The organism is Kitasatospora sp. NPDC033851 (assembly GCF_055576085.1).
In genome coordinates, this window is record NZ_JBVIRL010000003.1 from 135689 (window position 1) to 150417 (window position 14729).

Sequence of the window (14729 nt, forward strand, 5' to 3'; positions counted from 1 at the left end):
TTCGGCCGGACGGCCGAACCCGACCGGACGGTCTCTCACCCGCGGGCGGCCGGGGCGAACTCCTCCCGGATCGCGTTCACCAGTCCGGTCACCAGGCGCGCCCGCGGCACCATCGCGTCGACCACGACGTACTCGTGGTCGGCGTGGGCGCCCCCGCCGACCGCGCCCAGGCCGTCCAGCGTCGGTATGCCCAGGGCGGCGGTGAAGTTGCCGTCGCTGCCTCCGCCGACCGCCGTACCCGAGAGGCCCGGAACGAGTCGGCGTGCCAGCCGGAACAGCTGCTCCGACGCCGACTCCGGCATCGGGGGCCGGCCCACCGCGCCCCGGACCACGATCTCGGCCCCGTCCAGGTGCGGGCGCAGGTTCGCGAACGCGGACTCGATCCGCTCCTTCTCCCCGGCCGTCTCGACGCGGACGTCGACGGTCACCGTCGCCTCCGCCGGCACCACGTTGTCGGTGGTCCCTGCCGACGCGATGGTCGGCGTCACCGTCGTCCCGGCCTCCGGTCGGCTCAGCGCCGCCAGGTCCAGGACCTGGTGGGCCGCCTCGACCAGCGCGTTGACTCCGGCGGCGGGCTCCAGCCCGGCGTGCGCCGCCCGGCCCCTGACGGACAGTTCGAACGTGCCGCACCCCTTGCGACCGGTCTTCAGAGCGCCACCTTCGGCCGCCCCCTCGAACACCAGGACCGCCCCGCAGGCGCGGGCCCGCTCCTCGATCAGCGCCCGCGAGGCGCCGGAGCCGACCTCCTCGTCGGCGGTCACCAGGATCTCCACGCCGGTCGGATCGTCCAGCGCCGCCAGCCCGTGGACGGCCTGCACGAGACCGCCGAGCATGTCGAAGACACCGGGTCCGGTCGCGTGGCCGTGTTCCACCCGGAAGGGACGCCGGGCGAGCGTGCCGAGCGGGAACACCGTGTCGTGGTGGCCGAGGACCAGCACCTGCGGATCGCCGCCGCCCGACCAGTGGACGTGCGGACCCGCCACGCTCTCCACCAGGACGGCCCGCCCGCCCAGCCGGCTCTCGATCACCGCCGCGACGGCCTCGGCGGAGACCCGCAGGGCGTCCGGGTCGCGGGACGGGGACTCGACCTCGACGAGCCTCCGCAGGTCCTCGAGCATCGCGTCCACGCGTACGGCGGCACTCCTGTGCATCGTCATCCTTCAACGTCTGTGTGGTTCGGCCCGCCGCACACCCGCACCGGGTTGCCTGCCTGCGCGCCTGCTTATTCGTCCTACTCGCCCTACTCGCCCTACTCCTCTTACTCGTCTTGCTCCTCCACGCGGTGACCGGCCGACCGCAGGGCCGCCAAGGCGTCGGTGAGCCGCTCCGAAGGCACCAGCACCAGGTCCGCGTCGTACGTCGAGGCCACGAACACCGGCACTCCGGCGGCTGCCAGCGGCGCGATGAGCAAGGACAACATGCCCGGCAGGTCGAGCGCGTGGGCACTGTCACCGCTGTACAGCGCCGTCCAGCGCTCGACGGACGCGCCGTCCACCCGCTCGTCCACCTCGCGCACCACGGTCAGCCCCTCGGGGGCCCGAACCAGCGAGATCCAGCGCGACGCCAGGGCCGACGCCTCATCGGCCGGACGGAAATCCTGCGCATCCATGGACCCGCACCCCCGGCCCCGGACAACGCAAAAGCCGCAGGTCATGTGACCTGCGGCTTTCGGTAGGGAGCGGGCGACGAGAATCGAACTCGCGCTCCAAGCTCGGGAATCTTTGGGCTTCCGGGCCCAAAGCGCTCCTGACCTGCAACGATGCCACCGCAATCGGCCCTTCGGACACCGGGCGCAGACCGCTGCTGACCGCCGCTCACCACCCGCTCTGGCACGGATCCGGCACGCACCGGAATCGTCCGGGCGGAAACCTGCTGGCCAATCCGGTCCAGGTCGGCCAGACCGTTGCGACCAGGCCGTAGGGCCGAAACTCCGCGGCGCCGGTCGTCTCCCGCGCGACCGGCGCCGCGGCCGTAGGCTGCTGCGCGCGACGTACGGCATCGAGGTAGCCCGAAATGGCTTCGTGTCTGCGGATCAGGCACTCGATGCGCTCGCCCATCCGCTCCCGCTCCCGCTCCAGGGTCGTGATCGTCTCCGCGGTCGCGCCGGCAACGTGGATCACTCGGGAGCTCAGGCACGGAAGAAGCTGCTTGATGATCCGGGTCGGCAGTCCGGAGTCGAGCAGCCCCCGGATCTGCAGGACGCGGTCGACGCAGCGCTCGTCGTACTCCCGGTAGCCGTTCGCGGAGCGCTCCGGGGCGATCAGCCCCTGCTCCTCGTAGTAGCGCAGTAATCGGCGCGGGGTTCCGGTGCGCTCGGACAGCTCTCCGATCCGCATCTGGCCCACCTCCTGTCTCACCGTCTGCCAGTGCCGCCAGTTCCGCCAGGGTGCATCACTGATACAGCCTCACGCCATAAGATAATTAATAGTTCTCTTTTTTTGAAGCCTGGCTGTGCGGTCGAGGAGGACCACGCGGCGGCGGTCCGCATCCAGGGCTACGCCGAGACCCAGGTCGCGGTGGGGCAGGTGACGTATTGCCGGCAGCCGCCGGGTGCGGTCGGGAAGCGCCGTCCGAACAATGACTCAGGAACCGGCCGCCGCCACCGGGGCGGCATCACGGGCCGGCCTCCCCCGCTCCTCGCCCAGCTCGATCCGCCGGACGGTGCTCGGCACCGCGATCGCCGGCAGCATGCACCGCCAGATCTCCGCCACCCGCTGCGGCAGATCCGCGTGCCCGGCTTCGACGTAGGAGTGCATCTGGGCGCCGGTACAGGCGTTGACCAGCAGTCGGGCGAACGCCTCGATGTCCGTCCCGGTCTTCAACTCCCGCTTGGCCTGGGCCATGCGAAGGTCCTCCAGCACGAGCTTGGCCCACTGCCGGTGGGAGTTCTCCTCCGGAGGGAGGAACCGCTCCTGCTCCCACACCAGCCGGGCGCCGGCCTGCAGAATGGGGTTGTCGAGCAGCTGACAGGCCCAGGTGAGGGTGATGTCCACGGCGCGCTGGAGGCCCTGCGAGAGCTGCGGCGGGACCACCAGGTCCGGCTGACCGGAGACGATGAACCGGGCCAGCTCCTCCTTGTTCCGGAAGTGGAAGTACACGGCGCCGAGCGTGACCCCCGCCCGGTCGGCGATCTTCACCACGCTCGAGCCGGCAAAGCCGAGCTGCCCGAACACCTCCGCCGCCGCCTGCACCACAGCGGCCCGGGTCCGCTCGGCACGCTCCTGCTTCACGACCCGCCCGGTCATGAGATCACCTGCCAATCTTTACGAAAAAAAGTTTTCTTTATCTTATCTGCGGGCCGCCGAGACGAGTTGAGGAGGCGTTCCAGGGCTTCGAACCTCTCGCCGCGGGGTGCTCGTGACCATCACCGGCACCCCGCACGGCTCTGTTCGTCCGCGCTACGCCGACATACGACAAGGCTCCCCGGCCGTCGAGTCGAGATGTCTCAGGTCTCAACTCTTCGGCTGGGGAGCCTTGTTGCAACCGCCCTCCGAGGGGGCGGGGACGGCTCGCCGTCAGGCGGTGTACCCGCCGTCCACGGCGAGACCGGTGCCGGTGATGTAGCGGCCACCGGGGCCCGCCAGGAAGGTCACCGCGGCAGCGATGTCCTCGGCCACGCCGAAGCGCCCCAGGGCGGTGAGGCCGTTCTGGAAGTCGGCGCTCTCGCCCTCGGCCGGGTTCATGTCGGTGTCGATCGGACCCGGGTCCACGGTGGTGACGGTGATCCCGCGCGGCCCCAGCTCCCGGGCAAGTGCCTTGGTCAGACCGATGAGCGCGGTCTTGGCCGTCGCCTGCAGGACGAAGTTCGCACCGGGGACGCGCCCGTTGAAGCACGACCCGACGCTGATGATCCGGCCGCCGTGATCCATGTGCTTGGCGGCGGCCTGGGCGCCCAGGAAGACCGACTTGACGTCCACGGCGAGCACGCGGTCCAGCTCGTCAGCGGTCACCTCGGCCAGCGGGCCGTAGGCGAGGAAGCCGCCGTTGTTCACCAGAATGTCGATACGGCCCAGCTCCCGCACCGTCTGCTCCACGGCGTCCGCCGCAGCGGTCGGCTGGGTCAGATCAGCCTGGATGACCAGGGCCCGGCCGCCGTCCGCCTCAATCTGCTTGGCAACCTCGCGCGCCTTGTCCTCCGCCTGGACGTAGGTCAGCGCCACCGCCGCCCCCGCGTCGGCCAGCCGCTTCGCGATCGCCGCGCCGATCCCCCGGCTGCCGCCGGTCACCAGCGCTACCTTTCCGGTCAGGTCACTCATCGATGATTCCTTCGATAGACGGATCGTTGATTGTCCTGACGGGATCCTCGAACATTCCCACCGATGTGAGGGTCAAGCCCGGAGCCGGCCGCACCGCACAACAAGAAAGCCGCAGGTCAGATGACCTGCGGCTTTCTGTATGGAGCGGGCGACGAGAATCGAACTCGCGCTCTAAGCTTGGGAATCTTTGGGCCTTCGAGCCGAAAAGTGCTCCTGACCTGCACTAATACCGGTGCAACCCAACCCTTCGGACGCCCGGCGCAGACCGCCGCTGTCCGCCGTCCACCACCCGTTCTGGCACGGATCTGGCACGGAGGACAGCTCTCCCACCAACCCCCACTCGCATCGTTCAGATGAGTCCCGAGCGCTGGCCGGCGGCGTCTGGGTGAGGTGTCGCGTAGAGCGCCAAGTGATCACGCACTTCCTGCCGCAGAGGCTCGGGCCCGCTCGGCTGCGCTGGCATTCTGGTCGCCCATTCGACGCCGGTGTGAACCTCGTGCCACTTCGGGCGTAGCTGAGCACCCTCACGGCCAGAACCCTGCGGATTGACACCGAAACCCTCAAGCACCACATTCCAAACCGGCCGGAGATCGCTGATCATCAGACGCTCGGCCATTGGGGTGAACAGATCATCGGCGGGAAGATACCGGGCAAAAAAGTCCTCCACGTTCAGGTCGCTGGTCTGGCCGATCTTCGCCCTGTGTTTGCCGAGTCTGCTCCACAGAGGGGTTCCCTCCCAGGCCTTCCCTACCGTCACACCTTTGCGTCCCCCGCTCGGGTCGGCCTTGCCAACGTAGATGGGCACTTCGAACCGATCAGATGCGATCGGTTCGTAGAGCTCGTGATCGCCCGCGTAGTAGATCGCGTATATCCCGCAGCCGTTAAAACGCGGGACTCGGTCCAGCCGCACAGCCTCTCGGGACGTCAGCGCCCACAACACACTGCGCCCGAGGTTCTCCCTGCGCAACGGGTCATAGATGGAGTCGGGCCCGGAGTGAGGCTCCGCATCTCCAACACCGTCGAGGGCCGGCTGCGTGACCACTGCGGTTCTCTCCGATCTGATCGAGGTCGCTCGTCGTGGCGAGCGCCCGCGCCCCTGGCGCTGGGGGGAAGCGGTGTTGTGTCCAGGCGTTGGGAGTTCGAAAAGGGAGTCCATCTCCACAGCGGCGCTCCGCTTCCGGCAGGTAGTGCTGGCCGGGGCCGGGCATGCGGCGGCACGCCCGGCCAGGTGATCAGCTGTCCTGGTCCGACTGATCGACTTCCACGTCGCCAGCTGGCTCGGCTTCGGGTTCGACGTCGATCGGCTGGCCAGCCCTGTAGTAGCGCCATGCGCTCTTGTAGGTGCTGGGGCCGTCGTCGTACATGATCACGTAACCCATGAGAGCGGCGATCTGCCACTTGTCGGGTATCTCCGCTGAGATCAGCCGGAAGATCTCGGCTGCGGTCGCCGGCCCTTCGGGCACCTGGACGAGCCGACGCTTGAACTCGGCGGATTTCCCGTACCGGAAGTTGTAGGGCAGGCCAGCCTTCACCTTCTCAAGGAGGTCCTGCAGGGTGCCCTCGCCGGACTCCAGGCCCTCGATTGGCCGGTCCAGGTCGATAGGGAACTGCACGTCGAAGTGGTTCTGCTTCAGAATCGTGCTGTCTCGCTGCCGACCAGGATCCTTGTTGCCGAAGCCGTTGTTGTTCCAAGGAATGTTGCCCATCTCCTTGTGGTGGCTGATCAGCAGCTGTTCCGGCGCGAGCGCGGAGAAGTCCTCAGCCACGTACAGGCAGGAGAATGACATCCGCTCCAGTGAGATGTTCCGACGTCCGGAGATCTTCCGGAGGTGGTTCCGAAGCCGGGACGGCAACGACTTGTCGGCCTTACCTACATAGACGAAGTCACCATCCAGGTAGAGCTGGTAGACCCCGGCCTTGTCCTTGAGTCGCCCGATGCTCTCCTCGCTCAGCGGAGCTCTGTCCAGCCCGTCGAGCGCGTCAGCGAGCTGATCACCGAGCGCCTTCGTGATGCTCAGCATGAAGTCCTTGTGGTACTGCGGCCCGTCCTCGGCCCCCACCACCGGCACCATCAGCCCTACCCCCTAGGTCGACGTGATCTAGGAAACCCTATCTGCGGATGCCACACGCGGACGAACCTTCGCGCCAAATCGCTTGAAGATCGCCAACTCCGCGGTATGCTTTTGGCATGGCTGAGCTGCAAGAAGGATCAAAGAGAGATCGCACGGGCGTCGAACTGTTCGCTGGTGCCGGCGGCCTGGCCATGGCCGTCCACCGCGCGGGCTTCCGGCCGCTGCTGTTCAACGAGTTCGCCAAGCGGGCCTGCGAGACCCTGGAGGCCAACGGGGCGAAGCGGCTTCCGGACGGTGAGAAGCCAACGCGAGCTCCGGGAGCCAAGGACAAGGTGCCGCTCGTCGCCGGCGACGTTCAGGACCTAGACATGAACTACCTGAAGGGTCGGGTGGACGTCCTCGCCGGGGGGCCGCCCTGCCAACCGTTCAGCCTCGGCGGTGTCGCCAAGGGCGACGAGGACAAGCGGAACATGTTCCCGCAGATGTTCAAGGCCGTCCGCCAGATCCAGCCGAAGGCCGTGATCTGCGAGAACGTCCGCGGCCTACTCAGGCCGTCCTTCCAGTCCTACTTCCAGTACATCCTGCGCGAACTGGAGCTGCCCTTCGAGGAGCGCGCCCAAGGCACGGACTGGACGCAGCACGACGAGTACCTGCAGGCGCGACTGCGACAGGAGCCTGGCGACCTCACGAAGCGGTATCAGGTGGTCATGACGCCTGTGAACGCGGCCGACTACGGCGTACCTCAGATCCGCAACCGAGTGATCATCGTCGCCTTCCGCCGTGACCTGGACGTCGACATCGAGCTGTTCAAGAAGCTCATCAAGCCGACTCACTCCGAGGCCGCTCTCATTCGATCCATGATGAACGGGGGGAGCTACTGGGAGCGGCACTCGGAGGTTCCCGACCACGTGAAGGAGTGGGTCAAGGCCCGCCTTCCTGAGACCCTGCCGATCGACGACGGGCTGCTGCCTTGGTACACCCTCCGAGACGCGATCGCGGGTATCGGCGACAACAAGCCCTTGCCGGAAGTACCGGATGAGTGGCTCGATCGCACCGAGCACCTCCTCGGCGGATTTACCGACCACGTCGGCTGGCCTGGAGCGCGGATCTACGACGGCCATACGCCCAACGAACTCGACCGGCCGGCGAAGACAGTCAAGGCCGGAGTGCATGGGGTGCCCGGTGGCGAGTCAGTCATGCTGCTCGACGAGTTGGTCGCCGACAAGGCCGCCCAGGGCGGTCGCAGGTACAAGTACCGCTACATGACAGTCCGCGAAACCGCCCGTGTCATGACGTTTCCCGATAATTGGGAACTCAAGGGACCGCGCGGCGAAAAGATGCGTCAGCTCGGCAATGCCGTACCCGTCGCCCTCGGAGAGGTCTTCTCCAAGGCCGTCGCTGCCGTCCTGGACGAGGCAGAGGGCCGTCAAAAGTGATTGCATCAAGCGTCGCGCAGGGCCGCTGGAAACATGACCCGCCACCGGACCGCGCGTGGAAAGGCCGGCCTGGGCGGACGCGGGAGACCCTGGCAGCCGAGCAGGATCGGGCTGCGGGTGGCCGTCATCGGCGCTCTGTCGACCTCGGTGACGGCCGATTCGCCCGTGCCTCAGTGGAGTTGAAGGTACTGCCCGACACGCGGCGTATTCGCGCATACCTACGTTGGTCCGACGCCGGGAAGTCCCCAGCCCGCTACTTGGGAGAAGTCGAGCACGACACCCGCACGGCGAACCTCGCCGAAGGATGGGAGCTGGCCTGGCAGAAGGGCCTACTGACCGAGGAACCCCCGGCAGAGGGATCTTGGGCTTCCTCTGCCGCTGTCCGGTCCTCGATGCAAGGCAACCGGAACAAGGACACCAAGCCCGAGCTCCGGCTGCGCTCGCTGCTGCACAAGCAGGGGCTCCGATATCGCGTTGCAGCCAGGCCACTGCCCGAGCTACGACGCACCGCCGACGTGGTCTTCCCGAAGCCGAAGGTGGCTGTGTTCGTCGACGGCTGTTACTGGCACGGATGCCCTGACCACCTGCGAGCCTCCACAAAGAACGTCGAGTTCTGGCAAACCAAGATCGAAGGCAATCGCGCCCGAGACAGGGAAACCGATCGCCTTCTCCGGGAAGCCGGCTGGAAAGTCGTCCGCATCTGGGAACACGAGGACCCGGTCGAAGCTGCCTCTAGGATTGTGGCCATTGTCAGAGGCTCAGCATCGGTACGGGAGAAGGCGAACCCCTAACTGCTCCGCGTTCTGCGCAGGTAACCATGGCACGGAGCAGCCCCTCGCCAGATGGATGAGAAGGATCGGGCCGTTGGGTTGATCGCCACTGGACACTCCGGTCGTCACAGTGACGCCGGTTCCCCACGGCGGTCATAACGAGACTCACGCCCGATGCCAGCTCAGGGCACATAGGACGCAGCCCTACCCGATCAACGTCTGACGGCTCCTGGAGATACGCCGACGACACGGGGATTCGCCCAGCACGAGGGACAGCAGCGGCCCAACGGTACGGCCAGCCAGGCTACGCAGGAGACTCTTCCCGAGCCACGTGGTGCGGATGAGTAGGATCCGCTCATGGCTTCCAGTCCCGGTGGCTCTGCCACTCCTCCTCCGAACTTCAACCCCTTGGGCCTCGACCTGCTCAGCAGTAATCTGCGCGAAGAACTCGACTGTCGCCCGAGAATTCCCCTTGACGCGGTTGAGAAATTTGCAGGGGCGGGACTATATGCCCTCTACTACAAGGGAAACCTTCCGCTCTACGAGAAGCTCAAGGGCGCGGATGCCCCGATCTACATCGGCAAAGCCGAGGCAGGCAACAGCAGCTACGGAGACCCGCCGAATCAAGCCAATCCGAAGCTTTTCAACCGGATAGCAAAGCATCGCGCCAGCATCAATGAGGCACTAAATCTCGATGCATCCCATTTCGACGTGCGGCATCTGGTCCTAGATGACATTTGGATTGTCTTGGGCGAACGGGCGCTTTTGCGCGCCCACAGCCCCGTACTATGGAACACTCTAATGACCGGGTTCGGCTCGAACGCAGCGGGAGAGGACCGGAAGAACGGTCGCTCGATCTGGGATTCGATCCATCCTGGGCGGGCGCGAGCAAAGAATTCACTCTGCTACCGACGCCGCAGCAGCGCAGAGATGGAGGATCTCATTTCAAAGGGGATCGAAATTTCGCTCATGCCGCCGGGAATTCAGCGAGATACGGCGCTGACAGAACTCAGAAAGCGCCCAATTGAGATCATTTGGTCAGCAGCCAAGGGCAGCGACAAGCGGACTGTGGTCTATCGAGAAGACGTTTTCATCGAAGAGAACAAGCGTTTCGGGGTCGAAGTCGATGCTGGGACATGGCGCCTACCCGACGAATCCGAAGAGGGAAGCCAGTCCCCGATTGAAATGAACGAATTTGACGACTTTGACGAGTCGGCCGATGGTGAGTAATGCGACCCGCACTTAGGCGCAATTCTGCGCCTGTGCTCCAACGGGTACCACACGGTCGCCGCGCCGGCGATGTCGGCCTCGCCAACGAGGGCGGACAGCAGCTGGTGGGTGGCGCGGATGTCGTCGGGTGACAGTGCGGCGGTGATGCCAGAGCCGGGGATGCTCTTTCTCATCTTGGGCAGGCCGCCGAGGCTCGGGATCATCTTGGTGTAGATGCCGGCCAGGCAATCGGCGGGCAGGCCCCAGCGCTCGGCTCCGCGCCGGGCGAGCGCCACGTACTTGTGCTCGTCGACGCCGAGGGAGACCAGGACGTGGCGGTCCTGGGCGAGCAGGTGGACGAAGTCGGCAGCCATCAGGAGGGGGGCCTGCTTCATGCCGTAGGTGAGGTGGTCGAAGACACCGTGGCTGCGGTAGAGCCCGGAGAGGTCCTCCTCGGCCCAGTCGAAGTCGGCGTCGTCCAGGTGGCGGGAGAGTAGGAAGGCCGTGGCCAGGACGTCGGTGCCGCCTTCCTGGCGGCGTAGGACACCACGCTGCTCGTCGAAGCCGAGTCGGCGGACGAACTCCTCGTACCTCGACGAGTGCCCGAGCGATGGGTTCCCTGGTGGCTGTCCCGTCCGGGAACTCAGCCGCGTCGCCGAGCCGCGACGAGAATATGAGTGCCCCCATCGCGGGCACCGAGGCTGGCGCAGGCAGCTGTCTCGTAGGCGAGGAATCGCTCCCAGAGCTGCGGGGATTCCTCGATACCCGCCAAGACGTCCGGGTCTTCGAGGCTCGCCCAGTTGCTCGCCGATCCCGCGAGGATCTCGCCGCCGCATTCGGTGACGAGCGTGGTGAGCTGCTCCCAGGTGAACATGCGGCAGACGTGGACCATGCCGGGTACGTGGCGCAGGTCGCCGGTTCGGATGACGGCGTCCGTGACGTCGGTGCCGTAGCGGATGGCGAGTTGGGTGGCGCCGGGGAAGCGGGCTCGCCAGCTTCCCCACAGGGACATCACCGAGGCGACCACGATGCCGTCGGGCTTCACGACGCGGAGGAGGCCGGCGAGGGCTTGGTGCTCCTGTTCAAAGGCGTACGAGAGCGGGCCTCCGTAGGCGAGGACCATGTCGAACGTGGCCTCAGGGAAGCGGCTCGCGTCGCGGACATCGAGTGTGCGACGCGCTTCGATGGCGTGTTCGAAACCCGCTGCGGCAACGTTGACTTCGTTCAGGCGAAGTTGGACGGGCGAGATATCGGTGACCACTACGCGGGCGCCGTGTTCGGCGAGCACGGTCGTGAAGCGGCCTGGGCCAGCGCCGACCTCCAGCACTCGCTGATTTCTCGTCAGATGCGGAACAAGGAAGCGGCGGTGGATCTCGAAGGAGACTCGGCCGGCGACATCCTTGGTGAGCCGGTCGTGCTCTCCCTCGCCGAGGGTGTCGTAGTAGCGGCGGATGGCTTCGACGGATTGATCGCTGCGAGGCGTCTCATCCGGTGTGTCAGCCATCGGCCTCCGTCCGTGTCATCAGGGATGCCGCTCTGCATGTGGCCTCTGACCTGGGCTTCTCAAAACGGAGCGATTCGGGCAGGGCTCCGCCACTAGAATGCGTTCCCCGTCGTGATGTCGGCGTGAGCGCCGCCGCGACACTCGCAGTTTCACCGAGAGGACGGTCTCCGGTCCTATGCGTTGGTCCCAGCTGTACGTGCCCACTCTCCGGGAGGACCCGGCGGACGCGGATGCGGTGAGTCACCGCCTGCTGGTGAGAGGAGGGTTCGTCCGGCAGCTCATGGCCGGCCACTACTCCCTGCTGCCGCTGGCCGTGCGCGTCCGCGCCAAGATCGTGGACATCATCCGCGAGGAGATGACCGCGATCGGCGCCCAGGAGTTCATCCTGCCCGCCCTCCACCCGGCGGAGATCTGGCAGCGCAGTGGCCGCTGGGAGGTTATGGGCGATGAGATGTTCCGGCTCAAGGACCGCAAGGGTGCGGACCTGGCACTCGGTATGACGCACGAGGAGATCTTCACCGTCCTGTCGCAGGAACTGAAGTCGTACCGGGACCTGCCGCAGATGTGGTATCAGTTCCAGACCAAGTTCCGGGACGAGGCCCGCCCGAAGAGCGGCCTGCTGCGGGTGCGCGAGTTCACGATGAAGGACTCGTACAGCTTCGACGTCGAGGCCGGCGGACTCGACCGCTCCTTCGACCTGCACAAGGCCGCCTACGAGCGGATCTTCGCCCGCCTGGGCCTGCCCGCGATCCCGGTGCAGGCGTCCAGCGGCAGCATGGGCGGCAGCGCGTCGGTGGAGTTCATGAGCCCCTCGAACGCCGGCGAGGACCTGGTGGTCCGCTGCCCTGGCTGCGGCTACGCGGCGAACACCGAGAAGGCGACCTCTGCCCTGCCCGCCGTGGTGGACGGTCCGGGCCTGGACGCGCCGGAGCGGTTCGACACTCCGAACGCGCGCACCATCGAGGAGCTGTCCGTCCAGCACGACGTGCCGGCCGAGCGGCAGGTCAAGACGCTGGTGTACGTCGTCGACGACGAGCTGACCCTGGTCCTGGTCCGCGGTGACCACGCCCTGGTCGAGCAGAAGCTCATCGACACGCTCGCCGCCAAGGCAGTACGACCCGCAACCGCCGAGGAGATCCAGGCGGCGCTCGGCGCCGCGCCCGGCAGCCTGGGCGCGGTCGGCGTCACCGAGCTGCCCGTCCTCGTGGACGAGGCCCTGCGCGGCCGGACCGACATGACCACCGGCGCCAACAGCAACGGCGTCCACCTGCGCGGCGTGTCCGTCGAACGGGACATCGCCGTACAGCGGTGGGCGGACCTGCGCGAGGTGACCGCCGGCGAGCCCTGCCCGCAGTGCGGCACACCGCTGGAGGTCGTGGTCACGATCGAGGTGGGCCACATCTTCAAGCTCGGCCGCAAATACACCGAGACTCTCGGCGTGACCGTCCTCGGGCGGGACGGCGAGCGCGTCGTCCCGATCATGGGCAGCTACGGCATCGGCGTGGAGCGTGCGCTCGCCTCCATCGTGGAGACGCACCACGACGACAAGGGCATCGTCTGGCCCGTCGCAGTCGCCCCGTTCGCGGTGGCCGTCGTCGTCCTCGGCACCAAGGACGAGAAGGTGGTCGAGGCCGCCGAGGGCCTGTACCGACAGCTGCAGGGCGAGCGGGTCGACGTGCTCCTGGACGACCGCGACGAGCGGCCCGGCGTGAAGTTCCGCGACGTCGAGCTGATCGGCATCCCCTACCGGATCACGGTCGGCGCCCGGGGCCTGGCCGACGGCACGGTCGAGGTCACCACCCGGGCCACCGGCGAGACCCAGTCCGTGCCGGTGGCCGAGGCGGTGGAACACGTCCGCAAGCTGCTGACGTCCGCTGCGTAAAGGTCGACTCGTCAGCCGGTTACCCGGTGGAACGCCTCGGTGAGAAGCGTCTCCGGATAGCGGCGAAGAACCTTAGCGCTGCTGCGCGCCTGGGTCTCGTAGTGACCCATGGCGCGCAGCTTTGCTTCCAGGCTGTCGCCCACCTGGGTGCGGAGGGTGGCTGGTAGGCGCATCGCCTCGACCTGCGAGGGGCCCAGGAAGCCTGATCTGGCCGGTTCGGTGTACGGAGTCGTACTGGTCACCAGCAGTACCTCCGGCGTCAGGTCACAGCGGTCGAGCGCGGCGAGAGCGATCCGGTGAGCGGCACGGTGGTCCGGGTGACCGTTCATCCCGTTGGGAGGGAAGGCCACCACCCGGTGCGGTGTCCAGCGCCGGAGCGTGTCCAGCACCAGGCCCGCCGCCTCCGTCTCGTGGTCCACGAGACGGCCGTCGGGCAGGTCGTGAACCTCGGCCTGGGAAACGCCCAGGACCTCGACCGCCCGACGCAGCTCCCGCTCGCGAACGACTGGCAGCTCGGCTTCGGTGCACATGCCGAGGGTTCTGCCGGCGCCGCCACGTGTGAGGGTGACAGTGACCACGGTGCCGCCGTGCCGGGCGGTGCGGTGGATGAGTCCCCCGCAGTGCAGCGTCTCGTCGTCGGGATGCGCGAGGACGACGAGCAGGTCCGCTCTGGTCATCCCCCGACCTCCGTGTCGACGTTATCCAGGGCGGCCAGCCGGTCGAGGATGTCGGCATCGCCGATGTTGCCGATCATGTTCCGCCGGTCGTTGGTGTCCTCGCTCTGCCACGAGGCGGCGGGCGATTGCTCGGGGGTCCATACCAGTCCGGCGGAGTCGATCAGCAGGTATCGGTGCTTGCGGCCGTGTGCCCTCTTGGCCACGACCGTCAGTCCGCTCGGGGCGTTCTCCCTGGCGATCGTGGCGGCCTGCTCGAAGTCGGTGCCGTTGACGAGGTAGCGGTTGCGGTTGTGGTGGCCGAGCGGTCCGATGGGCATGAACTGGAAGAGCTGCCACTCCCGGACGCAGGTATAGCCACGGAGCAGTTCGGCCATGGCCGCGAGGTCGTCGGTGTTGCCGGCGTGAACGACCGTGTTGATACAGGTGGCCGCGCCGATTTCCTCCAACTGCGCGAGGATCGCCAACTGGGAGGAGACGGTGGCGTGTCGGCGGAACTGTTGCTGAATGGCGTCGGTACTGCCGTCGAGGGGGATGCCGATCAGATCGGTCACGGCGGCCACCTCGGCCACTGACACGTGGTCGGCCGTTCCGGTGCCCATGAAGCGGATGCGGGCAGGGCCGAGGAAGTTGGTGCCCACGGTGTCCAGCCGGATGCCGAAGCCCAGGCCGTGCAGGCCCTTGAGCAGGGGAAGGATGTCCGGTCGGGTGAGTGGATCACCACCTCCGACGGTGATCTTCTCGGCGCCGAACCGATCGCGTAGGCCGGCCGCGAAGAGCAGGACGTGGGAGGTGTCGCTGACGGTTCGGCCGAAGTAGTTGTAGCAGCCGGGACAGGCTACGAAGCAGCTCTTGCCCGCGCTGAGGATGACACTGCGCATGGTGCCTCACTGGGTTGGGTGGAGACGGGTGCTGGGCAGTGCGGT

At 67.1% G+C, this 14729-nt stretch carries 13 protein-coding genes and 1 pseudogene; 4 read left to right on the forward strand and 10 right to left on the reverse strand.

The window, feature by feature from the left end; translation table 11 throughout:
* Positions 1-35 precede the first annotated feature (35 nt).
* From ACZ51D_RS07390 to ACZ51D_RS07420, 7 genes and pseudogenes are all read right to left on the reverse strand, one after another.
* Complete coding sequence (locus tag ACZ51D_RS07390; RefSeq protein ID WP_465615306.1) at positions 36-1157, reverse strand: M20 family metallopeptidase; 1122 nt, start codon at positions 1155-1157, stop codon at positions 36-38.
* Between the two features lie 101 nt (positions 1158-1258).
* Positions 1259-1609 (reverse strand): ACT domain-containing protein, encoded by a 351-nt coding sequence (locus ACZ51D_RS07395; protein WP_465661512.1) that lies wholly within the window; start codon positions 1607-1609, stop codon positions 1259-1261.
* 349 nt (positions 1610-1958) lie between these two features.
* Positions 1959-2336: pseudogene (locus ACZ51D_RS07400) on the reverse strand (MerR family transcriptional regulator); the annotation flags it as partial.
* A gap of 246 nt (positions 2337-2582) precedes the next feature.
* Complete coding sequence (locus tag ACZ51D_RS07405; RefSeq protein WP_465661514.1) at positions 2583-3245, reverse strand: ScbR family autoregulator-binding transcription factor; 663 nt, start codon at positions 3243-3245, stop codon at positions 2583-2585.
* Positions 3246-3515: 270 nt separating this feature from the next.
* Positions 3516-4256, reverse strand: coding sequence for an SDR family NAD(P)-dependent oxidoreductase (locus ACZ51D_RS07410; protein WP_465615312.1), 741 nt, complete (start codon positions 4254-4256; stop codon positions 3516-3518).
* A 349-nt stretch (positions 4257-4605) separates the two neighbouring features.
* Positions 4606-5298, reverse strand: coding sequence for an Eco29kI family restriction endonuclease (locus ACZ51D_RS07415; protein WP_465661516.1), 693 nt, complete (start codon positions 5296-5298; stop codon positions 4606-4608).
* A gap of 190 nt (positions 5299-5488) precedes the next feature.
* Positions 5489-6328, reverse strand: a complete 840-nt coding sequence (locus ACZ51D_RS07420; protein ID WP_465661518.1) for a GIY-YIG nuclease family protein — start codon at positions 6326-6328, stop codon at positions 5489-5491.
* A 116-nt stretch (positions 6329-6444) separates the two neighbouring features.
* Here ACZ51D_RS07420 and ACZ51D_RS07425 point away from each other — a divergent pair, with 116 nt between their 5' ends.
* The 3 genes from ACZ51D_RS07425 (at position 6445) to ACZ51D_RS07435 (ending at position 9764) form a co-directional block, all read left to right on the forward strand.
* On the forward strand, positions 6445-7764 hold the full coding sequence (locus ACZ51D_RS07425; RefSeq protein ID WP_465661520.1) for a DNA cytosine methyltransferase: 1320 nt from the start codon (positions 6445-6447) through the stop codon (positions 7762-7764).
* 173 nt (positions 7765-7937) lie between these two features.
* A complete protein-coding gene (locus tag ACZ51D_RS07430; protein WP_465661521.1) occupies positions 7938-8555 on the forward strand; it encodes a very short patch repair endonuclease in 618 nt (205 codons plus the stop codon).
* Between the two features lie 336 nt (positions 8556-8891).
* Positions 8892-9764: an Eco29kI family restriction endonuclease gene (locus ACZ51D_RS07435; RefSeq protein ID WP_465661522.1), complete on the forward strand. Its 873-nt coding sequence runs from the start codon at positions 8892-8894 to the stop codon at positions 9762-9764.
* A gap of 622 nt (positions 9765-10386) precedes the next feature.
* On the opposite strand, the gene ACZ51D_RS07440 is transcribed toward ACZ51D_RS07435, so the two are convergent.
* Positions 10387-11247 carry a class I SAM-dependent methyltransferase gene (locus ACZ51D_RS07440; RefSeq protein WP_465661524.1) on the reverse strand — a complete coding sequence of 287 codons (861 nt, stop codon included), beginning with the start codon at positions 11245-11247 and terminating at the stop codon, positions 10387-10389.
* 175 nt (positions 11248-11422) lie between these two features.
* On the opposite strand from ACZ51D_RS07440, the gene ACZ51D_RS07445 reads away from it, so the two are divergent.
* On the forward strand, positions 11423-13129 hold the full coding sequence (locus tag ACZ51D_RS07445) for a proline--tRNA ligase (RefSeq protein ID WP_465661525.1): 1707 nt from the start codon (positions 11423-11425) through the stop codon (positions 13127-13129).
* An 11-nt stretch (positions 13130-13140) separates the two neighbouring features.
* On the opposite strand, the gene ACZ51D_RS07450 is transcribed toward ACZ51D_RS07445, so the two are convergent.
* Positions 13141-13806, reverse strand: a complete 666-nt coding sequence (locus ACZ51D_RS07450) for a PIG-L deacetylase family protein (protein WP_465661527.1) — start codon at positions 13804-13806, stop codon at positions 13141-13143.
* On the reverse strand, positions 13803-14684 hold the full coding sequence (locus tag ACZ51D_RS07455) for a radical SAM protein (RefSeq protein WP_465661529.1): 882 nt from the start codon (positions 14682-14684) through the stop codon (positions 13803-13805). The genes ACZ51D_RS07450 and ACZ51D_RS07455 overlap by 4 nt, the downstream gene beginning before the upstream one ends.
* Between the last annotated feature and the right edge of the window lie 45 nt (positions 14685-14729).